This is a genomic window from Polaribacter sp. Asnod1-A03, from assembly GCF_045063585.1.
In the GTDB taxonomy this organism is placed as follows: domain Bacteria; phylum Bacteroidota; class Bacteroidia; order Flavobacteriales; family Flavobacteriaceae; genus Polaribacter.
Genome location: NZ_JBEFOE010000009.1, coordinates 3,146,191 through 3,169,344, shown reverse-complemented (window position 1 = coordinate 3,169,344; position 23,154 = coordinate 3,146,191). Strand labels below are relative to the sequence as shown.

Here is a 23,154-nt window from a genome sequence, read left to right as displayed (position 1 = left end):
ATTAAAACTTGTCTAAAAAGTCTGCTTTTTTTTGACGAGAAACAGGTATTTTATGGTTTTTATCTAAAACGATATATCCATCATTTTTTAAAAATTCTTTTACTTTTTTTAAGTTAATGATAAAAGAATTATGAACTCTGTAAAAAAGATCAATAGGCAGTAGTTGGTTGATTTCTTTTAGTTTTTTTGTAACAACAATTTTTTTATTTTCAATTGTGTTAATTGTACTGTAATTACCGTCAGATTCAATAAAAAGTATTTCTTTCGGTTCTAAAAAAATGAGTTTTCCATCTGTGTTTAATATAATTTTTTTTTGAGTTAATTTTTTATTGAAATTCAATAATACAGTTTCAACTGTGGCTGAGTTTAAAGTGTTAAAACTATATTTTTTTATTTTTTTTATAGTCTCTTTTAGGTCATCAGAGTCTATTGGCTTTAATAAATAGTCTATAGCTTCGTTTTTAATAGCTTTTATTGCATATTCGTTATAAGCAGTAGTAATAATTACAGCAAAATCTCTAGATTTTAGTTTCTTTAAAAACTGAAATCCATCCATTGTAGGCATGTCAATGTCTAAAAAAAGACAGTCTATATTATTTTTTTCTAAATAACTTAATCCTTCTTTGGGGTCGTTAAATGTGGCGATAATTTTTAATTGGTCATTAAAATTAGATAATTCCCAAGATAAACCTTCTATAGCTTTAGGTTCATCATCTATAATAACAGCAGTTAGCATAAGCAATTTTTAATCAAAAATACTATATATTTTCGGATGTTACCTAAATAGGAAAGAGGTTTCAAGAATTTTTATTTTTATTACCATTTATACAAAATTAATAACCGGATATACAAAAAAAGAATCTTAAAATTAGAATAATTGGTAAATTCGCTGTGCATTTTGAGGGAAGTGCATATAAAAATAATTTTAGAAGCATCACATTTCATGTGGTGCTTTTTTTATGTTTACTCTTTAATATATGTGTTTTTTCTAAATATTATTATAAGGTAGGTTTTGTTATTTTTGTAAGATGGAAATTAATAAATATTTAGATGCTACTTATTTAAAGACAGCAAAACAAGCTAACTTATCAGAAGAAGCCAACCAGCAAAAAGTTATAGACCTAATAAAAGAGGCTATTTTATTTGATTATAAATTAGTTATGATTAGGTCAAATTATATTTCCTTGGCAAAAAATATACTTAAGAATTCTGGTAAAAAGGTTCTTATTGGTACTGTTATTGGTTTTCATGAAGGAACATATTCTATTGAAGAAAAATTGATTGAAGCAGAGAAAGCAATAAACCTAGGTGTAGATGAGTTAGATTTTGTTGTAAATTATGAAGCTTTTAAAAAAGGAGAGATTGATACAGTTAAAGAAGAAGTAAGAAGAGGAACAGAAATTTGTTTGACAAATAATAAAGCTGTAAAATGGATAATAGAAGTGGCTGCTCTAACAAACAAAGAAATAGTTGTAATTTCGCAATTAGTAAAAGAGATTGTTTTTAGTGTTTTTGGGACAGATAAAGCATCAAAGGTTTTTGTAAAATCGTCAACAGGGTTCTTTAAAACACAAAATAATTTGCCAAATGGAGCTACATTTGAGACAATGCAGTTAATTATAGAGAATGCTAAACCTTTAAAAATAAAAGCGGCGGGTGGTGTTAGAGATTATGAAACTGCAATTAAAATGGTTAATTTAGGAGTCGATAGAATTGGAACTTCTTCTTCTAAAGCAATTGTAAATAAGGAAAAAAACAATAATTCAGGTTATTAATTTTGATGGAATACTTTGCGCATAAAACTGCAGTAATAGATAAAGATTGCAGTATAGGAAAAGATACTAAAATATGGCATTTTAGCCATATTATGTCTAATTGTGTTATTGGTGAACAATGTAATATTGGGCAGAACGTAGTAGTTTCACCAAAAGTGATTTTAGGTAAAAATGTAAAAGTTCAAAATAACGTTTCTATTTATACAGGAGTAATTTGTGAAGATGATGTTTTTTTAGGGCCTTCTATGGTTTTTACAAATATTATCAATCCAAGAAGTGCTATTAAAAGACAAAATGAATATCAAACAACATTAGTAAAAAAAGGAGCAAGTATTGGTGCAAATGCAACTATAGTTTGTGGTAATACAATTGGCAAATATGCTCTTGTAGGAGCTGGTAGTGTAGTTACAAAAGAAGTTTTGTCTTATGCATTAGTGGTTGGTAACCCATCAAAACAAATTGGTTGGGTAAGTGAATACGGACATACTTTAGAATTTAATAAAGAAGGGTTTGCTATTTGTAAAGAGAGCAATCAAAAATATAAATTAAAAAATAATACAGTTATAAAATTATAGAATGATAAAAAAATACATATTTCTAATATTGTTGTTTCCGTCGATATTTTTTGCTCAAGAAGAAAAATATCCTGTTTTTGATGCTTGTAAAGATGCGGAAGTAAGTTCTTTAAAAAATTGTTTTTACGCTACAACAGAAAAACTGTTTTTCTCAAAATTTAAAACACCAACTATTGTAATTGAAGAAAGGTTTAAAGGAACAGCAAATACTATTTTTGCAGTAACAACAGAGGGTGAATTTAAGTTGATTTATATAAATACGCCTTATGAAGAAGTTAAAGAAGAGGTAAGAAGAGTTTTTAAAACTTTTCCAAAAATACGTGCAGCTTGGTATAATAATCATGCTATAGAGATGAAGTTTGAATTACCGATAGGATTCCCACTAAATCAGAAAACAAATAATATGACTACCCCAGAGGTTGTTCATCCAATTACAGAAACTCCAAAACAAAGTTTGTTTGATGCTGTAGAAGAAGAGAAAGTTACAAGCACAGATTTTATAGAGCATAAAAGTAAATTGAATATACCTTTTACTCATAGAAGTTATGTGGATTATGAATTTGCTTTGCATAAAGCCAATGGAACTCATACAGCTTCTAAACCTTACACTTACAATGAAATTAGTGAGTATTATGATATCACTAAAGAAAAAGAACAATTTTTAAAAACTGATAAAAAAACTTGGTTAGGTAAAAAAGTATGGAATGAGCATTTGGTAGAAGTAAAAACTGACAATTATTGGTTTACAGTAGATTTCTTATTAGATGTTCAGTTAGGTAAAGATGATTCTGATGTAGACTATACTTATAATAATTCTAGAATTGTTAACATCAATGGAGAAATCGGTAAAAATTTATCATTTTCTACTAGTTATTATGAGAGTCAAGGAAGGTTTGCTGATTATGTAAATAGTTTTATTACAAACCCTGCAACTAATGTTAGACCTAAAAACTCTGAAGGATTAGTTCCTGGGAGAGGAAAAACAAAAGGATTTAAAACAGATTCACACGATTATCCGGTTGCAGAGGCATATATTGCATATACACCAAATAAGTATTTACAGTTTCAGTTTGGTAATGGTAAAAATTTTATAGGTGACGGGTATAGATCATTTATTTTGTCGGATGTTTCTTCTCCTTCAACATATCTAAAGATGAAGTTAGATATTTGGAAAATTCAATATACGAATGTTTGGATGTGGAGTACAGAGCCATCAATAAGTTCTGCTTCTGACTCAAATGAGCATGCAAGAAAATATATTGCAGCGCATTATTTTAGTATAAATGTTAACAATAGGCTAAATTTGGGGTTTTTTGAAACAGCTATCTCTAAAGGAGAGAATGGTATAGATGCCGGTTTTTTAAATCCACTTATATTTTACAGGTCTTTAGAATTTAATAGAGGTGAAGACGCTGGTAATGCTATTCTTGGTTTATCTGCTAAGTATAAGTTAAATGAGAATATCTCTTTATATTCTCAATTTATATTAGATGAATTTTCTGTAGGAAATTTAAGTGATTTAACCGATTGGAAACATAAATATGCATATCAAATAGGGGCAAAATATTTTGATGCTTTTAAAGTGGAAAATCTATTTTTACAGTTAGAATATAACCGTGCTCGTCCTTATACTTTCTCACATAAATCACCAATTTTAAATTATGGTAACTATAGTCAACCTTTAGGTCACCTTTGGGGAGCCAACTTCTGGGAAACAGTTGCCATAGCAAGATATAAGAAAGGAAGATGGAGTGGAAGTGCAAAGTTTATTGTTGGAAAAAAAGGTTTTGACTATCAGGATCAAACAGTAAGTTATGGTGGTGATATCTACCAATCTTATGAAAGCAGACCTGGTGATACAGGTATTGAGCTTGCTCAAGGTAATACAGCTAGCATTTTTATGGCAGATGTACAAGCTAATTATTTAATAAATCCATCAAACAGTACAAATCTTTTTGCAGGATTGTCTTATAGAGATTTTTCTCCAGAGGCGTCATCAAACGGTTACCCTTCTGATTCAACTGTTTGGTTTTCAGTTGGTATTAAAGCAGATTTATTTAATTGGTATTTTGATTTTTAAAATTAAGTTAAAGTTAAAAGAAAAGAGAAATTTTATATATCTTTGTAGTGTGGTTTTATTTTTTAACCACACTTTTTCTTTTTCATAGCAATTTTCCCACTCATTTGTTGAGTGGGTTTTTTATTTTAAATCAAAATGTAGTTAAAAAGCAAGGTAAAGTCATATTTATCAAATATCTTTGCAAACTATTTTAATAAAAATGGAATCAACAGTAATTACAGACAATAAAATATCTATGCAAGCTATTTTTTCAGACTTTAAACAACTTACAAAAGTTGGTTTGTCTTTAAGTGTTGTCTTTTCTTCTGTTGCCGGATATTTGTTAGCCGTAGATGTTATTAATTACTTTACATTAATAATGTTAGCAATAGGTGGTTTTTTTATGGTTGGTGCATCTAATGCATATAATCAAATAATAGAAAAAGATACAGATGCTATAATGAAACGTACACAAAATAGGCCATTACCAACCGGTAGAATGTCTGTTGGTGTTGCGCTTACCACAGCAATTTTGTTTACAATTTTTGGCCTTTCAATTTTATATAGTATAAATCCTAAAACAGCTTTGTTTGGTGCTATTTCTATATTTTTATATACAAGCGTTTACACACCATTAAAACCGGTAACACCTTTATCTGTTTTTGTTGGTGCAATACCGGGTGCGATACCATTTATGTTAGGTTGGGTTGCTGGTACAAACCATTTTGGTTTAGAAGCAGGTTTTTTATTTATGATTCAATTTTTCTGGCAATTTCCACATTTTTGGGCAATTGGTTGGTTACAGTTTGAAGAGTATAAAAAAGCGGGTTTTAATATGCTACCGATGAAAACGAAGGACAAAGGAGCTGTAAAACAAATTATATTTTATACTATAATTATGATTTTGGTGTCTGTAGCACCAGTTTTAAAATTATCAGGATTATTTTATATTTACCCTATTACAGCTGTAATTATTGCTTTGTTAGGTGGCTTAATGTTATTCTATGCTATTAAGTTGCATAAAAGTGAAGACAATGTAGATGCTAGAAAATTGATGTTGTCTAGTGTTTTATACATAACCTTGGTACAAATTGTATATGTAGTAGATAAATTTTTACATTAATAATGACACAAGAACAAATAGTAAAAGAAGAATTATTGGTTGCTAAGAGAAAATCAGCAAAACCTATGTTGTGGGTTTCTATGATTAGTATGACAATGTTTTTTGCAGGATTAACAAGTGCATATGTTATTAGTATGAAAAGAGATGATTGGGTTTCTTTTGATTTGCCTCAAGCATTTTTTATCAGTACTTTTTTAATTGTTGCAAGTAGTATTACGTTATTTTTATCGCAAAAATTTTTAAGAGATAATAAGAGACAATTATCTTTACTACTTACAGTTGTAACTTTTTTATTAGGAATTGGGTTTGTTTGGCAACAATATGTAGGCTTTAATCAATTAAAAAGTATTGGGTTGTTTTTTACAGGCCCAGAAAGTACAGTGTCAACATCTTTTATAATCGGAATCACTTTTATGCATGTTTTACATGTGTTAGCAGGGGTTATCGTGCTTTTAGTTGTTATTTATAATCATTTTAAATACAAGTACAAATCAGACAATATGCTTGGGTTTGAACTCGGTGCAATCTTCTGGCATTTTGTAGATATACTATGGATTTACCTATTTTTCTTTTTCTATTTTATTAGGTGATGAAAAATAGTTATTTTTGGCAAACTAACTAAGAACAAATTAATAGAAATTATTATATGGAAGCAAATATTGCTATACCTTCGGATAGTAAGGGAACTTGGAGTGGTGGTGGTGTAAAACCATTTGGAGCAAGTTATGGTAAAATGATGATGTGGTTTTTTATCGTTTCTGATGCTTTAACTTTTTCAGGATTTTTAGCCGCTTATGGTTTAACACGATTTAAGTTTATCGACTCTTGGCCTATTGCAGATGAGGTGTTTACTCACTTTCCTGGTTTACATGGCGTACATGCGCCAATGTATTATGTAGCTTTAATGACATTTATACTTATTGTATCTTCTGTAACAATGGTATTAGCTGTAGATGCTGGTCATCAAAAGAAACAAAATAAGGTAGCTTGGTATATGTTTGCTACTATTGTTTTCGGAATTATTTTTGTTGGCTCTCAGGCTTGGGAATGGAAAAATTTCATCAACGGATCTTACGGAGCAGTAAAAACTACTGATGGTAAAATTTTACAATTTGTAAAAGATGGTCATCAAATAGCTTTATCAGACTTTGTTGTAGGAGAGAGAACAGATGGAAGAGTTCAGCACGAAAGAGAAAACGGATTGTGGTTCGAAAAAGAAAGTTCAATTTCTAGTTACTCTGTAGCACAAGTACAAGAAGCTTATAAAACAAATCCAGATATTTTAATTCGTTCAGAATTAATAGATCCTGCAACAAAACAGAAAGTAATATTTTCTAGAGAAGAAGGAGCTTTACGTTTAGCTAAAACAAAAATGGTTGTAGAAGGAGCTAACTTACATGTTAATGAGTACGGTAATAGTATTTTTGCAGATTTCTTTTTCTTTATAACAGGTTTTCATGGTTTTCACGTATTATCAGGGATCATAATTAATATCATCATTTTCTTTAATGTAATTTTAGGTACTTACGAGCGTAGAGGACATTATGAAATGGTAGAAAAAGTAGGGTTATATTGGCACTTTGTAGATTTAGTTTGGGTATTTGTATTTACTTTTTTCTACTTAGTTTAATAAAAAAAATAGCATTTTAAGATGGCACACGCACACGAGTCTAACACAAAAAGAATTTGGGTAGTTTTAGGTATTTTAAGTCTTTTAACTACAGTAGAGGTTGTTTTAGGTATTATTAAACCAGCATCTTTACATTTACACGGAATTGGTACTAGTTGGTTAAACTGGATATTTATTATCTTAACACTAGTTAAAGCATATTACATAGCATGGGCATTTATGCACTTAGAGGGAGAAAAAAAATGGTTTAGACGTTCTATTGTTTGGTCTGCTGTTTTTTTAATCTGTTATATATTAGTTCTATTTCTTACAGAAGGAGGCTATTTACACAGTACATTAGGACCACTCGTAAAATGGTAAAATAGAAAAATGAAAAGGTGGTTTTTACCACCTTTTTTTATACATAATTATTTAGATATTTTTAATAAGAATAAATGATAAAACTAACTAAAAAAAGAATTGTATTATTTTTACTATTCATTTTTCCTTTAATCTGTTTTTTAATATTATCAACAGGTACAAATAACTTTACAAAACTACCAGTTGTAACCCAAAGTGTTGAGGATATTTCTATCATTGACGGAACTAAAACATTTAAAGACAATATTTCTATAGTTTGTTTTTTAGGTGAAGATATAGATAGAAATAAAGGTGGTTTTTTCAATTTAAATGAAAAAATTTATAAGAAATTTATTGAGTATAATAATTTTCAAATTATAGCCGTTTATCCTGAAGGAAAAGAGAAAGAAGCTAAAGAGATAGAAGAATCGATTGGTTCTTTTACTGATATGGTAAAATGGAATTTTATTGCAAGTTCTAAGGATAAAATAATAAGATTACATAATAGTTTTAACTCTAAAGAAACACTTTCTGATTTTTATACGTCTAAAGTTTTTTTAATAGATAGAAATGGAGATTTAAGAGGAAGAATAGATGATGAAGAGAGTGTTAGCGGAGAATTATATGGTTATAATATGAATTCTGTTTCTGAGTTAAATGGTAAATTAAAAGATGATGTGTTAGTACTTTATTACGAGTATTACGCAGCGTTTAAAGATAAAAATAGTAACAAAGCAGATAGAAAAGAAGTAGGTTTATGAAAAAAAAATATTCATACGTAGGTGTTTCTTTTATTATTCTCTTATTCGGAATTTATGTTGTTAGAAATTTAGATAGAAGAGTAGATGAAAATAATCTTATACAAGATGATAGACTAAATAAGGTTGATAAAAAAAATGGAAAATCAGAGAGTTTATATAAATTTAATAAAGTACCAGGTTTTGAGTTTATCAACCAAAATGGATTAGTAATTACTAATAATGATTATAAAGGCAAGGTATATGTTGTAGAGTTTTTCTTTACAACTTGCCCTACTATTTGTCCTATAATGAATAGAAAGATGCTAACAATTCAAGATGAATTTAAAGAAAATTCTAATTTTGGAATCGCATCAATTTCTATTACGCCAGATATTGATACACCAGAAGTAATGAAAGAGTATGCAATTAGTCATGAAATTACTCATGAAAATTGGCATTTGTTAACAGGTAAATCTGATGATGTAGTTTATGACTTATCTAATAAAGGTTTTAAATTATTTGTTGGTAAAGGAGAAGAAGAGCATGGAGGTTTTGAACATTCAGGATTATTTGCTTTAGTTGATAAAAATGGATTTATTCGATCTAGAAAAGATCAGTTTGGTAATCCTATAATGTATTATAGAGCAATAAAAGAGCAAAGTTTTCCTGATCAAATTAAAGAATTAAAAGAAGATATTAAAATTTTATTGAATGAGTAATTTATCACAAGAAAAGAAATATAAGAAAATAATTACTGTATTATCGGTTATTATTCCTTTGGCTGTGGCAGCTTTATTTGGTGTTAATTTAAAGAGTCTTGGCTTTAATGTAGAACCTCTAACTTTTTTACCGCCAATATATGCAACATTAAACGGTATAACAGCTATTCTTTTAATTGCTGCTGTTATTGCTATAAAGAAAGGAAATAAAAAATTACATGAACAATTAAATACAGTTGCTATTGCCTGTTCTTTAATTTTTCTTGTACTTTATATTGGTTATCATATGACATCCGATTCTACCAAGTTTGGTGGAGAAGGAGTGATAAAATATGTTTATTATTTTATTTTAATTACACATGTTATCTTATCAATAATTATAATTCCGCTTGTATTGACAACTTATATGAGAGCAAAATTAGGTAATTTTCCTAATCATAAAAAAATTGCTAAAATTACATTTCCTCTATGGTTATATGTTGCAGTAACAGGTGTAATAGTTTATTTAATGATATCTCCTTATTATGTTTAAAAAAGGCTTTTTATTTATCTTTTTATCATCGATGTTAACATCAGAAATGTCATTTGCTCAATGTGCAATGTGTAAGGCAGTTGTAGAAAATGGAGATGTTTCTATTGCAGAAGGTGTTAATAACGGAATTACTTATTTAATGGTTTTTCCTTATCTTTTAATAGGTGTTTTGTTTTATGTTATCTATCGATATAAAAAGAAAGCAAAAATTTAATTTTAATCAGTTTTATTTTGTAACATATTTTACTTTTAGTCGTCTTATTTGTGTTAATTAAAATTTTTGTATTTATTTCAACTTAAAAATAAACGCATAAACTAAAATAAAATACATTTTGAAAACTAAACTTATACTATTTGTAGCTTTTTTAACTTCTATAGCTACTTTTTCTCAAAAAAAATGGACACTTAAAGAATGTGTAGATCAAGCTTTAAATAAAAACATATCCATTCAACAAAATAAGCTAAGTTTAGAACTTGCTAAAAAAGATGTAGAAATAGCTAAAGGTAATTTTTTACCATATTTGGGCGCATCTTCTTCAGGTACTTTTAATTCTGGTCTTTCTCAAGATGAAAATGGTATCTTAAAAAATACAAACAACTTTTCTTCTAGCGTAAGTCTATCTGCAAGTGGTGTGATTTTTAATGGTTATGTAAATACAAACACTTACAAACAAGCTCAATTAGGAGTAGAGTCTGGTCTTTTAGATTTAAAGAAAATAGAAAATGATATTTCTTTATTTGTTGTAAATGGTTATTTAAATGTTTTGTTTGCTAAAGAAAACTTGAAAGCTGCACAAGTACAATTTGAGATAAGTAACAAACAAATTGATGCCGTAAAAACAAGATTCGAATCTGGTGTAATACCAAAAGGTGATTTATTAAATGCTCAATCAACTGCAGCAGCAGATCAGCAAGCAGTTATTACGCAAGAAAATGCTTTAGATTTGGCATTATTAAATTTAGCTCAGTTATTACAAGTTTCTGTCAATAATTTTGATGTAGCTTCTATAGATGTTGGTTCTCCATCATCAATGTTATTATATAAAAATTCTGATGATGTATTTGAGAAGTCTTTAGAAGTAATGCCAGAAATACAAAATGCTAAATTGGCAATAGAAAATGCAGATTTAAATATTGCTATTTCTAAAGGTTCTTTTTTACCAACGCTATCTTATTCTGTAAGTACTGGTAGTTCTTATTATCATCAATTTAATAATTTGGTATTTGATCAAACCAATGCTTCTTATTTTAGTCAATTTGAAGATAGACTACAATATGGAGCAGGTCTATCTTTAAGTATACCTATTTTTAATAGATTTCAAACTAAAAACAGTGTTGCTAAATCTAAAATTAATAAAGAAATTTCTGAAACTCAATTAGAAAGTGAAAAACTAAATTTAAAACAGACTATAGAACAAGCTTTTTTAGATGTTAAATCTGCTTTAAAAACATATGAAGCTTCTACAATTTCTTTAGAAGCGCAAGAAGAAGCTTTTAAAAATGCACAAGAGAGTTATAATTACGGGGCAATGACTTTATTTGATTTTGATCTTGTAAGAACTCGTTTAGTAAATGCTCAAGCATCTTTAATCAGTTCTAAATATGATTACGTTTTTAAAACAAAAGTTTTAGAGTTTTATTCTGGCGAATTAGTTTTAGATTAATAATACAACAATTTTAAATAGTTACTTAAACCTCGCATATTGGCGAGGTTTTTTTTGTTTATTAAAGGATAAAATTGATTATCTCTTATATTTGTATTAAAATTTAGAATTTGGCAATTATCCTTAATATTGAAACTGCAACAAAAAATTGTTCTGTAAGTATTGCAAATAACGGAGAGATTATTTCTATTAAAGAACTTAATAACGGTAATTATTCTCATGCAGAAGTTTTACATCCGTATATTTTAGATGTTTTAAAAGAAGCAGAAATTTCTACAGTAGAAATAGACGCTGTAGCTGTAAGTAAAGGCCCTGGGTCTTATACTGGTTTAAGAATTGGAGTTTCTGCTGCTAAAGGGCTTTGTTTTGCATTTGATAAGCCTTTAATCTCTATAGAAACATTAGAATCTTTAACTCATTCTATTTCTATAGAATCTGGTTTTATTGTTGCTATGTTAGATGCCAGAAGAATGGAAGTATATTCTACTATTTATAATGATAGTTATGAAAAGGTAAGAGAAATAAAAGCAGAAGTTATAGATGAAACCTCCTTTTCAGAATATTTAGAAAAAGGAAAAGTTTATTTTTTAGGTGATGGTGCTAATAAATGTAAAGGTATTATTAAACATATTAATGCCTTTTTTATTGATGATAAATTTCCTTCGGCTGAAGAAATGGCAAGTTTATCTTATAATAAGTACAAAAAAAACGACATCGAAGATGTCGCTTATTTTGAACCTTTTTATTTAAAAGACTTTGTTGTGATTCCAGAAAAGAAGAAAAAAACTATTTTTTAATTTCAACTTGGTGAGGATAAGGGATTTCTATACCAGCTTCATCTAGAGCCAACTTTATATTTTCTATAACTTCACAATGAACTGTCCAATAATCTGCTGTTATACACCATGGTCTAACTGCAAAATTAACAGAGCTATCAGCCAATTCTAATACAACAACGGTTGGTGCTGGTGTTTCTAAAACTTTAGGGTTGGCAGTTAAAACATTCATTAAAACTTCTTTTGTTTGTTTAATATCAGCATCATAAGAAACACCAATTGTAAAATCTACACGTCTTGTACCTAATGTAGTATAATTAACAATAGTTCCGTTAGATAAATTACCATTAGGTATAATAATTTCTTTGTTAGATAAACCTATAAGTTTAGTAGTGAAAATTGATATTTCTTTTACACCACCTATTTGTCCTTGTGCTTCAATTAAATCACCAAGTTTAAAAGGTTTAAATATCATTATTAAAACTCCACCAGCAAAGTTACCTAGAGATCCTTGTAATGCCAAACCAACAGCTAAACCAGCTGCTGCAATTATTGCTGCAAAAGAAGCTGTTTCTATTCCTAATTTAGCAATAACAGTAATAAAAAGTAATATTTTTAAAGCCCAACCTAATAAGTCTCCCAGAAATTTTTGTAAGGTTTCATCCAGACCAGCTTTTTTCATCATTTTTCTTGAAGTCCTTACCACAATTTTTATAACAAATAAACCAACTAATAAAATAGCTAATGCTATTAATATTTTAGGAGTATATTCAATAACTAAATTGGTTAAACGTTCAATGTATTCTTTCATATTTATTATTTTAATTTAAGAGTTTAAATGTAGAAAAAGTAATACTAAATCTTCCTCTTTTTTCCTGTTTAATTTTTTTGATTTTAAATACTTTTTTACTTCTTCTTGTTTATTACCAAAAAGGTCAAAAAAAGCTTTCTTATTACTTGGTATTTTTATTAGCTCATTATTATTAATAGAAATAAAGGTTTTATCTTTTTGTTTGAAGAACCTAGATTCTGTTTTAATTTCAAAATTATTTTTTGGAAGTCTCCCTTCCATAAATTCTACTTTAGGCTTAGTATAGATAGAGTAGTTGCCTTTAACTAATATTTGAAAATAACTTAGTTTCCCTTCATGTTTTAAAATGATAAACTTTTTATCAATTTTAAAGAAATTAATTATCTGGTCTTCTTTCTTATAGGTATAATATGTTTGATTGTTTTGTACAAACTCCATTTCATCTTTATATATATTATACCTAAGCTCATATTTGTTTTCAATATCATTATCAATACGTGCTTCTGCATAATTAGGTGTTAAGTATTTTACATGAGCTGTTTTTTGTAAAGCATCCCAATCTTGCGATAAAGCTTTATCTACATCTGGTGGTTTGACTTCTACCATTACACCGTTTATAAACATGGTTAAGTTATCTATTTGAGAGTAACCAAAAGTTGTGCTTAAAAATAATAGTAGAAAAATTGTTTTTTGAATTTTCATAAGACCTAATTTGCCTAAAAATAATAAAAACCTAACTATAATAATCATGTATTGTGTTAAAAATCTATTAGGTATGTAATAGTATCATTTTTCAATGTTAATTTAATGTTATCAAAATGTTGTCTAAATGTAATTAAATATTTATATTTGTAATTATAATGTTAAATTAAAATTAAAGAATCATGAAAAACATACTAGCACTTATTGCTATTTGTATAGCTACAATAGGATATTCACAAGATATAAAACCAACTTTTACAGTAGAAGGAGATTTAGTAAAAGCAATATATTATAATGAAGACGGATCAATTAATACACAGGGTTATTTTAAAAATAAAAAATTAACTGGAGAGTGGATTAAATTTGATAAAGAAGGAAACAAAACTCAAATAGCCAAATATGAAAATGGAAAAAAAGTTGGTAAATGGTTTTTTTGGGATAAAGAATCTTTAAAAGAAGTAAATTATGATAACAATGTAATTGTTAATGTAAGTTTATGGAAACAAGAATCTTATTATGCTGCTAATGAATAATAAATAAGAATTTTATTTAAAATTTAAAAACTCCAAGATAGATTCTTGGAGTTTTTTTATGTATAAGGTTTTTAAGAGTAAAGTTATGGGTTTACAATTTAAGGGTTCTACTTAAAAAAGATAAAGTAAATCTTATTTATAGTGTAAAAATGCTGTTATTTTCTTTTCTGAAATAACTTTTCTATATACTAGATAGACTATTTAGATATCTAATAGATAGGATAATAATTTGGAGTTATATAGATTATTGACCCGTTCTATTTAGTTAGAATAAAACATAAGTTATTGAATGCTTAATTCTAAATTGATGATCTATCAATCAATTATTACTTTTTTAGCTTTAAAATTTAAAGAAAATCTGATGTAGTTTATTGAGTAATAAATCTAATTAATAAATAAGTACATAAAAAAACCGTTTAGATTTTAATCTAAACGGTTTTTAAACTATAATAATATTTTAAATTCTTATTACTCCACAATTAAAGTAAAAGGGATACTATATTTTACACCTACTGGCTTACCTCTTTGCTTACCTGGTTTCATTGTAGGTAATTGTTTCATTACCTTAATAACCTCACTTTTAATTTTTGGGTGTGGAGCTCTTGCATTTACATCTACAATTTTACCACTTTTATCAATTTTAAAACCGATAAAAACTCTTTTTCTTCCAGAAGACAAACCTAACTCATTTGGTAAATCTGCATCAAACTTTCTAGAGAAGTGTTTTTGTACCATTTTACTAAAACAAGCTTTTAACTCATTTTTAGTTCCTTTACATCCAGGAAAAACTGGTACATCTTCAATAATCATAAAACTTACATCTTCTACAACTTCTTCAACTTCTTCAATCTCTACAATTTCTTCTACTTCAATAGCTTCAGTTTCATCTGTTTCAGTAGATTCAATTACAGTTTCTTCAACTTCTTTTTCATCTTCTACAATTTCTATTTTTTCTGGTGTTGGTGGTGGTGGAGTTTTTGGTTTTACTGGCTCTACTCTTTCAGTAATCACCGTTTCTTCTTCCATTTCAGCATTCATAGTTACTGTACCTAAGTCACTAATAACTTTATCGTAAGTTTTCTTTTCTATTGCTGCATAAGTAATAAAAAGAGCTAAAGCTAGTCCTATTTGCATAAAAATCTTACTATAATTTTCTAAGTTAGATTTTGGGTTTTTCTTAATTTCCATTGTAAAGAGTTTTTAATAGTTCGCTAATTTAATTAAATTATTGGTTTATATACAAGTCTTAGTGCTAATTAAGTTTAATTTTTTTAATAATTTGATTAAAAATTAATAAACCTAAGACAATTCCTAAAGTATTTGCAAGAATATCTTTATAATCTCCTGTTCTATACTCAGTTAGTTCACTTTGAAGCACCTCAATAATTATGCCATAAATTATACAAGAAATAATTATTTGTAATTTTATTGATTTTTTTTTGTAAAACGAGATAAGCCAACTAAACGATAAAGAAAAATAAGCAATTAAGTGATAAACTTTATCAGAATTATCACCAAAATCTATTACTTCTGTTTTGGGCATTCTTATTAAACTTAAATAGGCAATAGTAATTGTTATTAAAATTGCTATTATAAAAAGATTATCCGTTAATAAGCTCTTTATACGCGTCTGCATCTAATAAATCTGATATTTGAGAACTATCTGATATTTCAATTTTTATCATCCAACCTTTACCATAAGGATCAGAATTTACCAATTCTGGTTCATCTTCTAATTCTTCATTAAATTCTATTACTTCACCAGATAATGGCATAAATAAATCAGAAACTGTTTTTACAGCTTCTACAGATCCAAAAACTTCTCCTTCTTCTACAGTATCATCTAGAGTATCTACATCTACATAAACGATGTCACCTAATTCTCCTTGAGCAAAATCTGTAATACCTACTGTTGCAACAGATCCTTCAATTTTAATCCACTCGTGGTCTTTTGTGTATTTTAATTCTGATGGTAAATTCATTATTTTATTATTATTTTAAGTTTTTAATTTCCTCCTAAGTTATAGATAATATTAAATCCACCATTAATTGATTGTCTTGGGTATGTGGTAGAAATTGCATATCTAGATGTTTGATGGTTGTAATAGAATGATGCTGTTAAACTACTACTTAATCTATAATCTGCTGTAAATTTAATAGAAAAAAGTTTTTGACCACCACTTATTTGATTATTATCTTCATCAACAGACCTAATTTGTGTTAAATTATCTCTTAAAGATACATCTGCTCTTAAATTTACATCTCCTTTTAAGGTTTGTTTTTTACCTGTAAAACGAGTATCAAACTTAACATCTTTTATAATATAGCCTAAACCAAAAATATATTCTGTTCCTTTAATGTCTGTTAACGTACTATTATTAAAGTTCATGGTTAAAGTTCTATCACTTTTAATTTCACCTCTAAAAGAAAAAGAATTTCTCATTTTCATATCTACTTTAATTAATGGCGAAAATTCATCTACTAAAGTAACCGCAGAAACTAATAAATCTGCTTCGTAGTTATTTGCTGAATTAAGGTTTGCAAAAGGGTTCTCTTTATCATACTGTAAATTATTTGTAAAGCTTGATAGAGTATAAGAAGAATTATAACCATGTGTGACTACAAAATTGCTAAAATTTTTCTTAAAAAACTTAAGCTTCATTAAACCAGTATATCTTAATGCCCAATTAGGAATAGGAATATCTCTAAACAAACCTGTATTTATTTTATTAGGATCTTTACCAGAATAAGCAGCCATAAATGCTGGTAACAGTACTTGTTGACTATTTGTTCCGAATCCGCTACCTGGTACAGTATTTTCGCTGGCTAATCTATCTGAAATAATGGTTCTGTAATCTTTAAGTTTCTGAAACAAATCATCTCCATCAGAAAAAACTGTAGAAATCATAGAATAACTTGTACTAAAGTTACCTGTTTCATAAAGAGGAGTATCTTCAAACTGAGAACTTCCACCAATTAGGTCTAATTGTTGTGTAACATTTCTTGTTTGTATTTTGTTACCTCTAACATCAATATTTAAATCTGTTACAGGTTTAAGTGTAAATGTATAATCTAATTTATTGTAATGTGTTTTACTAAAAGATTTACTGTAATAATCATCACCTTGGTTTCTGGTTACAAACCAACCATTCTCTAATGCTTTGTTTCTAATGTCTACTTGACTACCAAAAGCAAAAGAAGTTGGTGCACCACCTAAAAAACCAATGTCTTCTGTATAACCTGGTAAATATTGTCCGTTATTTTCTGAATAACTAATTTTAGCTTGTTTTACAGAAGTAACAACATCATAAGTAGCTTTTAATATTTTTTTACCTAAAGATAGCTTTTTATTTTGTGGTGTTCTACTAGGTGTTCTTGGTAAACTTGGCCCTTGTAATCCTCCTTTTTTAGATTCTTTTTTTGATTCTCTTAAGTTTTTACGTTGGTTTTTAGTTAGTAATAATTTTTCAAAACCTAAACCCTTATAAAATTTCTCTAAGCTAAATGTTGTATTTAAATTGTGCGTATTAGAGTTTTGTATTACGTTACCAGTAATGTATAAAGAGGGTACTTCTACACCATCTATAGTTACCGTAGTTTGTGGTGCTGCTTGCCAATCAAAATCTGCAGTGTATGCGTAATCTGCTTTTACAAAATTTAAAAAAGGAATTTTATCAATCGGTAAATTATAGATTCCGTTTAATTTTTGATGATAATGATCTGCTCTACCTGTGTTAAAGAAGTCGTCAAAAACCTGAATTTCATCCTCACTATTAAAAGTATCGTAAATGTAACTGTTTGTTGCATTAAAATTTAACTGCAGAGACTTTGTTAAATCAAAACCGATTGTATAATCCCAATCAAATAAATAGTTTCGTTGTTTTAACTCTGGTTGTGGTGTTAATCCGTCTACTAAATTTCTAGATTGTTGTTCATTATAATATCTATTAAAACTAGAGTTTATTGCAAAAGTTTTTGGAATAGGATTAAAGTTAAAATCTTTAAGAAGTTTAAAGTATTTGCTCTCAAAAGCTTTTGAATCTTTAAAAGGTTCAAAAGGTTTAGAATCGAAACTAAAGTTATAAGAAGCAGAAGCTCTAACACTTTCGTTTATACGTTTTTCTATACTATAATTTCTTTGAAATTCTTTATTGTGCGCATAAGAAACGGATACATTTTCTATATCGTAAAATTTCGGTTTTTTTGTAGAATTTGGGTTTCTGTTCTTTTTAACATTTGTAAAGCTAATACTTGTTCTTTTAGTGTAATCTCTAGAAAACTCACTATTATCATTAAAGTCTAAAGCATCAGATAATTCTACATCTTGATATTCAGGATCGTATTTTGGGTCGATAATAATTTTACTAATACTGTAACTCATTGGTAATTGAATTCCCCATTTTTCTGGAGTTAAAACTTTACCTAAATTGATACTTGTTGCAATATCATATTGTTTTGTTTCTTCTAAACTACGTTGGCTTACTCTGTCTTCTACATTACCAAAACCAACGGTAGACATACTACCTGATAAAGATACGTTTGCAACATCTGCAAAATTAGCATCAGCATTTACAACTGCTGCCCAACCACCATCATTATCAAAATCTGCAGAACGTAACTCATTAAACCAAATTTCTCCACTTATTGGTGATGTTGTTGTGTTTTTTATCCCTAACATTATTGTACTCAATTCAGCTAAAGTTGGGTTTCCTTTTACAGAAAGTGTGTAAGGGATATCTTCATCTTGTTCTGTAGATGTGTATAACTCTGTTAATAATACACCGAGTTTATCTCTTTCTAATTTAACCAATCCAAAAGTTTCTAAAAATGCGTCTAAATTATTTTCTTCTGGCCAAATATCTAAAGCTGTAATTCCGCTAGTACTTACTTTTAAAGGCAATTCTATCTGATAATAATTATCATCTAAATCTGTACCTAATCTAATAATTGCAGAAAAATCATCATCATTAATACTTAAAGCATCTTCGTTTTTTTGAAGGTGCATAAACATTTTTAAGTTTTTATATCGCCTTAAATCGATGCTGATGTTTTTATAAATAGCTCTTGTACTATTTGCAGCTAAATTAGTAACCTTTAAAGTGGCAGCTTGTTCATTTTGTAATTGTACAGTAGTACTACCTTGTAAACTTTCTCTTTCTATGCCAGGTGGCTCTATATAACTACCTTCATTTTGCTCAATACTAACAACACCAACTTCAAAATCTTTAAGCTCATTATCGTCTAGATCTATTGGGTCACTTAAGGAGTCATCTAAAGTTTTTGTGTAACGTCTCCAATCTCCTCTAACTAAATCTAGTTCTCCAAAACGTAAAACAACCGGTATTTTAAAGTTTGTTAAAAACATTCTAATAAAACGAATGCTGTTAAAATCTGTAATACCATTAACGGCTTCTCCACTATTAATTGGTACTCTAAATTGATACCAAGTTGTTTGTCTTGAAGCTCCGTTTTCTAAAGTAACTTGAGTGGTTTTTTCATCAACAATAAAATTTTGCCCAACAACTAAATCATTCTTATTCATAGAAATTCTATACTCATAATAGCTTTCTACAGTATTCATTGTTTGATCTTTGTTGATGTCTTCTACGTCTGGATATGATGTAGATGATGTTGGATAAGATTCTGTAGATTGATTTAGAGTAGGTGAGTTTCCTTCTGTATTGTTATAGTTCTTATATCTAGTAATTATAGATGCATTGATATTATCTAACTCACTTCCTCTAAAATATTGAAAGTTATCTGAAGCAATATCATTTTGATCTAACTTAGTAAAATCTAAAGTAGGATAGTTTGTTTGATAATAACTTAATTCTTCATCATTTTTTAAACCATCAAAACCAACATCTTGGTTTGTTCTAGCATCATCTTCTTCGTTAAAAGCATAAATTATTGATGAGCTCGTTGGTATTTTACCCCAAATTGTTGGATCTGTAGTTAAATCGCCACCAGTTTCTGGTAGTCCATTTTCGTACATTTTTCTACTATCTCTTAAAATATCTTCAGAAACATTACCTAAGTTTATAAATAAATCTCCAACTTGATTCGCTACATTATCCGGATTTACACCTTGCGGTAAACCTTCTTCATTTGTAATGGAATAGTTTTCATAAGGGTCCATAACCCAAAATTGAATGTACTCTACATTTGCTTGATCAAAATTATTGGTGGTTAAAGATCTCATAACTCCACCCCATCTGTTTTCTGGATCAGAAAAAGTTCCGTCAAGATTTACAGTAGATCCGGTATCAAAGTTATAAGAACCTCTTTCTGATGGAAAAAAAGTTAAATCTAAAGTGTTTATTAAAGAAGTTTGCGTAATATCTAATTCTACATTAGGGAACAACTCATTATAACTAATCTGTCTTGTTTCTGCTCTAGAAAGCTCATCAGCATCTATGTTAGAAGGAGTGTCACCAACACCATAAAATATTTGATCAACACTATACCAAGCTAATTTTGCTCTTTTATAATTGTAAGAAATGTTTTCTTGTTCTCCATTAAAATTAGGAAAATATCTAGGTGTACTTGCTTCGTACCAATCTAAAGGAGATAATATACTAATTGGTATTTGCGAAGCTTCAAAATCATCTATATAAGTAGTTGCTGCTCCAGTAACATCAATACCACTTGGAGTACCAGGTACTAAGTAAGCCATATCTGCTCTAATAGATAAATTAGAGGGTACATCTGTATCTACAAAAGGTAACTTATTGGCTAATTTTGTAAAATAAGGCACTTCTGTAGAGTAATCTAAATTAAGACCAAACATAGTGTTGTTGATTGGATCTGAACCATAATTTACCTTTTCAGTAATCGGTCTTTCATTTACATTTAAAACAGTAGCACCAAGAATAAAGTTTTCAGAAAAAGTATGCTCTACGTCTACACCCATAAAAGTTTTACGTTGCTGATTAAATACAGCATTATTTTCGGTAGAAACACTAATTGGGGTATCTGAAGCTTGTAACCCTGGATCTATAATTTGTACTTTACCTAAAGAGTAATCTACTACATAATCTACACCTTCTACTAATTGTCTACCACCAGCAGTTACATTTACAGAACCTCTTGGTACATTATAAGCTCCAATAGAAATTCCTCCAGAATTTTCTGATTTAAAATATCCTTTTAAAGAATATTTGTCTTTGTTTTGATAGTTGTTTTGCGCGTTAACCTTTGTATTTAAATAAAGTTCTTTAAAAATATAAGTCTCATCTAAAGTTTCATCTAAACCAACATCTGTAGTGCTTTGTTTTACTAAGTCGTTACCAAAAGGTTCTGGTTCTGGAAAAAAGATAAACCCCTTATCAGAATTTACAGTAATATCTTCTACATAATCAAAATAACCATCTGGTTCTTTATATTGACTTTGGTCTAATTGATCTAATTTAAAAACTTGAATTAAAGGTAGATTTGTAATACCTGCAGTATTTGCATTTTGTAAAACATTAGAAGAAATACCTGTTTGGTCATCTCTATATTGTATTTCGAAAATAAAACCATCTTCAGATAGAGGATATGCACCTAGCGCATAAACGTTTTTCATCATTAAACGCCATGTTGGAAAAGCTTCTTTTTCACCTGTGGTTATATTGGTTCTGCTTGTTGTTAAAATCTCGCTGCGTAATAACTTTACAGCTAAATTTTCTGGAGCTAAAATTCCATCATTAGAAAACTCACCCACTTTAAAAGAGGTTTCTGTACTGCCAGAAACTCCACCTGCAACGGTATATTCATAAGCAACAGCTAAGACTTCTCCGTCATTTAATCTGCTGTTTAAAGAAATAAAACCTAATTGAGAGTTTAATGTATATTCGCTTTCGCTTAATTTTCTTGCGTTTTCTAATACAGAATAATCCACACCTTCACTCATGTTGTAAGGTTGTAAAGTACTATTAACTGTAGAAATACTTCTAATTCCGCTATTTGTTGTTAATAAGCTAGATAGGTTATTAGATTCATTGGTAGGTAAGTTTCCTCCACTTGTAGTTGGCGGATTTGTAGCTGAAATAGCACCTGTTTGATTTACTAAAACATCAGTATCAGATTCACCAATATCCGCTAAAGCCACAATACTTCTATAATCTTCTGTGCTAGAAGTTCTATTTGTAATCCAAACTTCTATTCTTGTAATATTTATTTGGCTATTAATTAATGGGTAGTTTTTAAGAGAATTTGCGTAATTATCTATAAAATATTGCGATAAGAAAAAGTGTCTGTCATTATCATAATCCGTTGCTTGTAAATCAAACTCTTGTATAGATGCACCTCCTTCTGAAACTACAGATGTACTTTCTGAGTTTTGTTGAGAAAAAACAGCAGTTACATTGGTATTACCAAATTTTAATTGTGTTTTTACTCCAAATAAACTTTGTGCTCCATTAATTAAAGAGTTTTTAATCGGCATAGAAATATTACCAGCTTCTATACCTTGTATAATTCCGTCTTCGTTATATTTTACATCAGAAAGAGATGGTGGTATAAATTCTACTCTTACTAAATTTTGAAAATCAAAGGTAGATTGTGTGTCGTAATTTGCTGTAAAAGATAATCGATTACCAACTTTTGCCTGTATACTTGCGTTTATCTGCTGATCGAAATCGAAAGTTAAACTACTTCTATTTTCTTCTGATAATTGTGGGTTTTCTGTATTTTGATAAATTAAGCCTAGTTTTAGGTTTAGACTTCCCGTAGGATTCACTTCAATCGTATTTCCTCCAAAAATTGTTTCAAAAAATTTAGAATTCACATAATAAGATGGAAGTAAGTTTTTTTGGGTATCAGCAGATCCCTTTTTCTTAGGATTTGTAGCACTTACCTTTTCTTTAAAATACTCTTTTATGTCTCTCTTAAGACGGTACTTAGCGTATTCTTCTGGTGTAAGATATATAGGTGTTCTAGTATAATAATCACCTATTTTTTCAATGATTAAGTATTTGTTTAAAGCTTTATCAAAAATAATTTCTTTTTCTGCTAAATAGTCTAAAAATAAACCACCTGTTTGCTCTTTTTTAAATTTATATCTTAAGTCTAAAGAGTCTTTAGGTTCTGTTAAGGTATCTTTTTTAGTATCTGTTTGGCTGTATACAGTAACTTTAGCTGTTAAAGTAAAGACAAGAATTAAAAATATATTTTTTAAAAATTTATTCAACTTA

21 protein-coding genes are annotated in these 23,154 nt (G+C 28.6%); 14 read left to right on the top strand and 7 right to left on the bottom strand.

Annotated features, from left to right (window positions below):
- Nucleotide 1: 1 nt before the first annotated feature.
- Nucleotides 2–736, bottom strand: coding sequence for a LytR/AlgR family response regulator transcription factor (locus ACJJVY_RS14090; RefSeq protein WP_405610057.1), 735 nt, complete (start codon nt 734–736; stop codon nt 2–4).
- Between the two features lie 292 nt (nt 737–1,028).
- Here ACJJVY_RS14090 and deoC point away from each other — a divergent pair, with 292 nt between their 5' ends.
- The 13 genes from deoC to tsaB all read left to right on the top strand — a co-directional run bounded on the left by deoC (nt 1,029) and on the right by tsaB (nt 11,953).
- Complete coding sequence (gene deoC / locus ACJJVY_RS14085; RefSeq protein WP_405610054.1) at nt 1,029–1,775, top strand: deoxyribose-phosphate aldolase; 747 nt, start codon at nt 1,029–1,031, stop codon at nt 1,773–1,775.
- Nucleotides 1,776–1,780: 5 nt separating this feature from the next.
- Nucleotides 1,781–2,350: an acyltransferase gene (locus tag ACJJVY_RS14080; protein ID WP_405610051.1), complete on the top strand. Its 570-nt coding sequence runs from the start codon at nt 1,781–1,783 to the stop codon at nt 2,348–2,350.
- Between the two features lies 1 nt (nt 2,351).
- On the top strand, nt 2,352–4,430 hold the full coding sequence (locus ACJJVY_RS14075; RefSeq protein ID WP_405610048.1) for a gliding motility protein RemB: 2,079 nt from the start codon (nt 2,352–2,354) through the stop codon (nt 4,428–4,430).
- A 199-nt stretch (nt 4,431–4,629) separates the two neighbouring features.
- A complete protein-coding gene (gene cyoE, locus ACJJVY_RS14070; RefSeq protein ID WP_405610045.1) occupies nt 4,630–5,532 on the top strand; it encodes a heme o synthase in 903 nt (300 codons plus the stop codon).
- Nucleotides 5,533–5,534: 2 nt separating this feature from the next.
- Complete coding sequence (locus tag ACJJVY_RS14065; RefSeq protein ID WP_405610042.1) at nt 5,535–6,122, top strand: heme-copper oxidase subunit III; 588 nt, start codon at nt 5,535–5,537, stop codon at nt 6,120–6,122.
- A gap of 56 nt (nt 6,123–6,178) precedes the next feature.
- Nucleotides 6,179–7,162, top strand: a complete 984-nt coding sequence (locus ACJJVY_RS14060) for a cytochrome c oxidase subunit 3 (protein WP_405610039.1) — start codon at nt 6,179–6,181, stop codon at nt 7,160–7,162.
- Nucleotides 7,163–7,183: 21 nt separating this feature from the next.
- A complete protein-coding gene (locus tag ACJJVY_RS14055; protein ID WP_405610036.1) occupies nt 7,184–7,522 on the top strand; it encodes a cytochrome C oxidase subunit IV family protein in 339 nt (112 codons plus the stop codon).
- A gap of 74 nt (nt 7,523–7,596) precedes the next feature.
- On the top strand, nt 7,597–8,262 hold the full coding sequence (locus tag ACJJVY_RS14050; RefSeq protein ID WP_405610033.1) for a hypothetical protein: 666 nt from the start codon (nt 7,597–7,599) through the stop codon (nt 8,260–8,262).
- Entirely contained in the window at nt 8,259–8,960 is a 702-nt protein-coding gene (locus tag ACJJVY_RS14045; protein ID WP_405610030.1) for an SCO family protein, read from the top strand. The genes ACJJVY_RS14050 and ACJJVY_RS14045 overlap by 4 nt, the downstream gene beginning before the upstream one ends.
- Entirely contained in the window at nt 8,953–9,492 is a 540-nt protein-coding gene (locus ACJJVY_RS14040) for a DUF420 domain-containing protein (RefSeq protein WP_405610027.1), read from the top strand. The genes ACJJVY_RS14045 and ACJJVY_RS14040 overlap by 8 nt, the downstream gene beginning before the upstream one ends.
- Nucleotides 9,485–9,706, top strand: a complete 222-nt coding sequence (locus ACJJVY_RS14035; protein ID WP_405610024.1) for a hypothetical protein — start codon at nt 9,485–9,487, stop codon at nt 9,704–9,706. Before ACJJVY_RS14040 ends, ACJJVY_RS14035 begins: the two co-directional genes overlap by 8 nt.
- Nucleotides 9,707–9,824: 118 nt before the next feature.
- Complete coding sequence (locus ACJJVY_RS14030) at nt 9,825–11,156, top strand: TolC family protein (protein ID WP_405610021.1); 1,332 nt, start codon at nt 9,825–9,827, stop codon at nt 11,154–11,156.
- Between the two features lie 110 nt (nt 11,157–11,266).
- Nucleotides 11,267–11,953 carry a tRNA (adenosine(37)-N6)-threonylcarbamoyltransferase complex dimerization subunit type 1 TsaB gene (gene tsaB / locus ACJJVY_RS14025; protein ID WP_405610018.1) on the top strand — a complete coding sequence of 229 codons (687 nt, stop codon included), beginning with the start codon at nt 11,267–11,269 and terminating at the stop codon, nt 11,951–11,953.
- Here the strand turns inward: tsaB and ACJJVY_RS14020 are convergent.
- Together ACJJVY_RS14020 and ACJJVY_RS14015 are read right to left on the bottom strand one after the other, a co-directional pair.
- Nucleotides 11,943–12,743: a mechanosensitive ion channel family protein gene (locus ACJJVY_RS14020; protein ID WP_405610015.1), complete on the bottom strand. Its 801-nt coding sequence runs from the start codon at nt 12,741–12,743 to the stop codon at nt 11,943–11,945. The genes tsaB and ACJJVY_RS14020 overlap by 11 nt on opposite strands.
- A gap of 15 nt (nt 12,744–12,758) precedes the next feature.
- Entirely contained in the window at nt 12,759–13,445 is a 687-nt protein-coding gene (locus ACJJVY_RS14015) for a hypothetical protein (RefSeq protein ID WP_405610012.1), read from the bottom strand.
- A gap of 182 nt (nt 13,446–13,627) precedes the next feature.
- On the opposite strand from ACJJVY_RS14015, the gene ACJJVY_RS14010 reads away from it, so the two are divergent.
- Nucleotides 13,628–13,978 (top strand): nicotinic acid mononucleotide adenyltransferase, encoded by a 351-nt coding sequence (locus tag ACJJVY_RS14010; protein ID WP_405610009.1) that lies wholly within the window; start codon nt 13,628–13,630, stop codon nt 13,976–13,978.
- A gap of 468 nt (nt 13,979–14,446) precedes the next feature.
- Here the strand turns inward: ACJJVY_RS14010 and ACJJVY_RS14005 are convergent, their stop codons facing one another.
- The 4 genes from ACJJVY_RS14005 to sprA all read right to left on the bottom strand — a co-directional run bounded on the left by ACJJVY_RS14005 (nt 14,447) and on the right by sprA (nt 23,150).
- Nucleotides 14,447–15,166 carry an energy transducer TonB gene (locus ACJJVY_RS14005; protein WP_405610006.1) on the bottom strand — a complete coding sequence of 240 codons (720 nt, stop codon included), beginning with the start codon at nt 15,164–15,166 and terminating at the stop codon, nt 14,447–14,449.
- A 64-nt stretch (nt 15,167–15,230) separates the two neighbouring features.
- Nucleotides 15,231–15,521 (bottom strand): VanZ family protein, encoded by a 291-nt coding sequence (locus ACJJVY_RS14000; RefSeq protein ID WP_405610003.1) that lies wholly within the window; start codon nt 15,519–15,521, stop codon nt 15,231–15,233.
- A gap of 58 nt (nt 15,522–15,579) precedes the next feature.
- Nucleotides 15,580–15,960 (bottom strand): glycine cleavage system protein GcvH, encoded by a 381-nt coding sequence (gcvH, locus tag ACJJVY_RS13995; protein WP_405610000.1) that lies wholly within the window; start codon nt 15,958–15,960, stop codon nt 15,580–15,582.
- A 23-nt stretch (nt 15,961–15,983) separates the two neighbouring features.
- Nucleotides 15,984–23,150, bottom strand: coding sequence for a cell surface protein SprA (gene sprA, locus ACJJVY_RS13990; protein WP_405609997.1), 7,167 nt, complete (start codon nt 23,148–23,150; stop codon nt 15,984–15,986).
- Between the last annotated feature and the right edge of the window lie 4 nt (nt 23,151–23,154).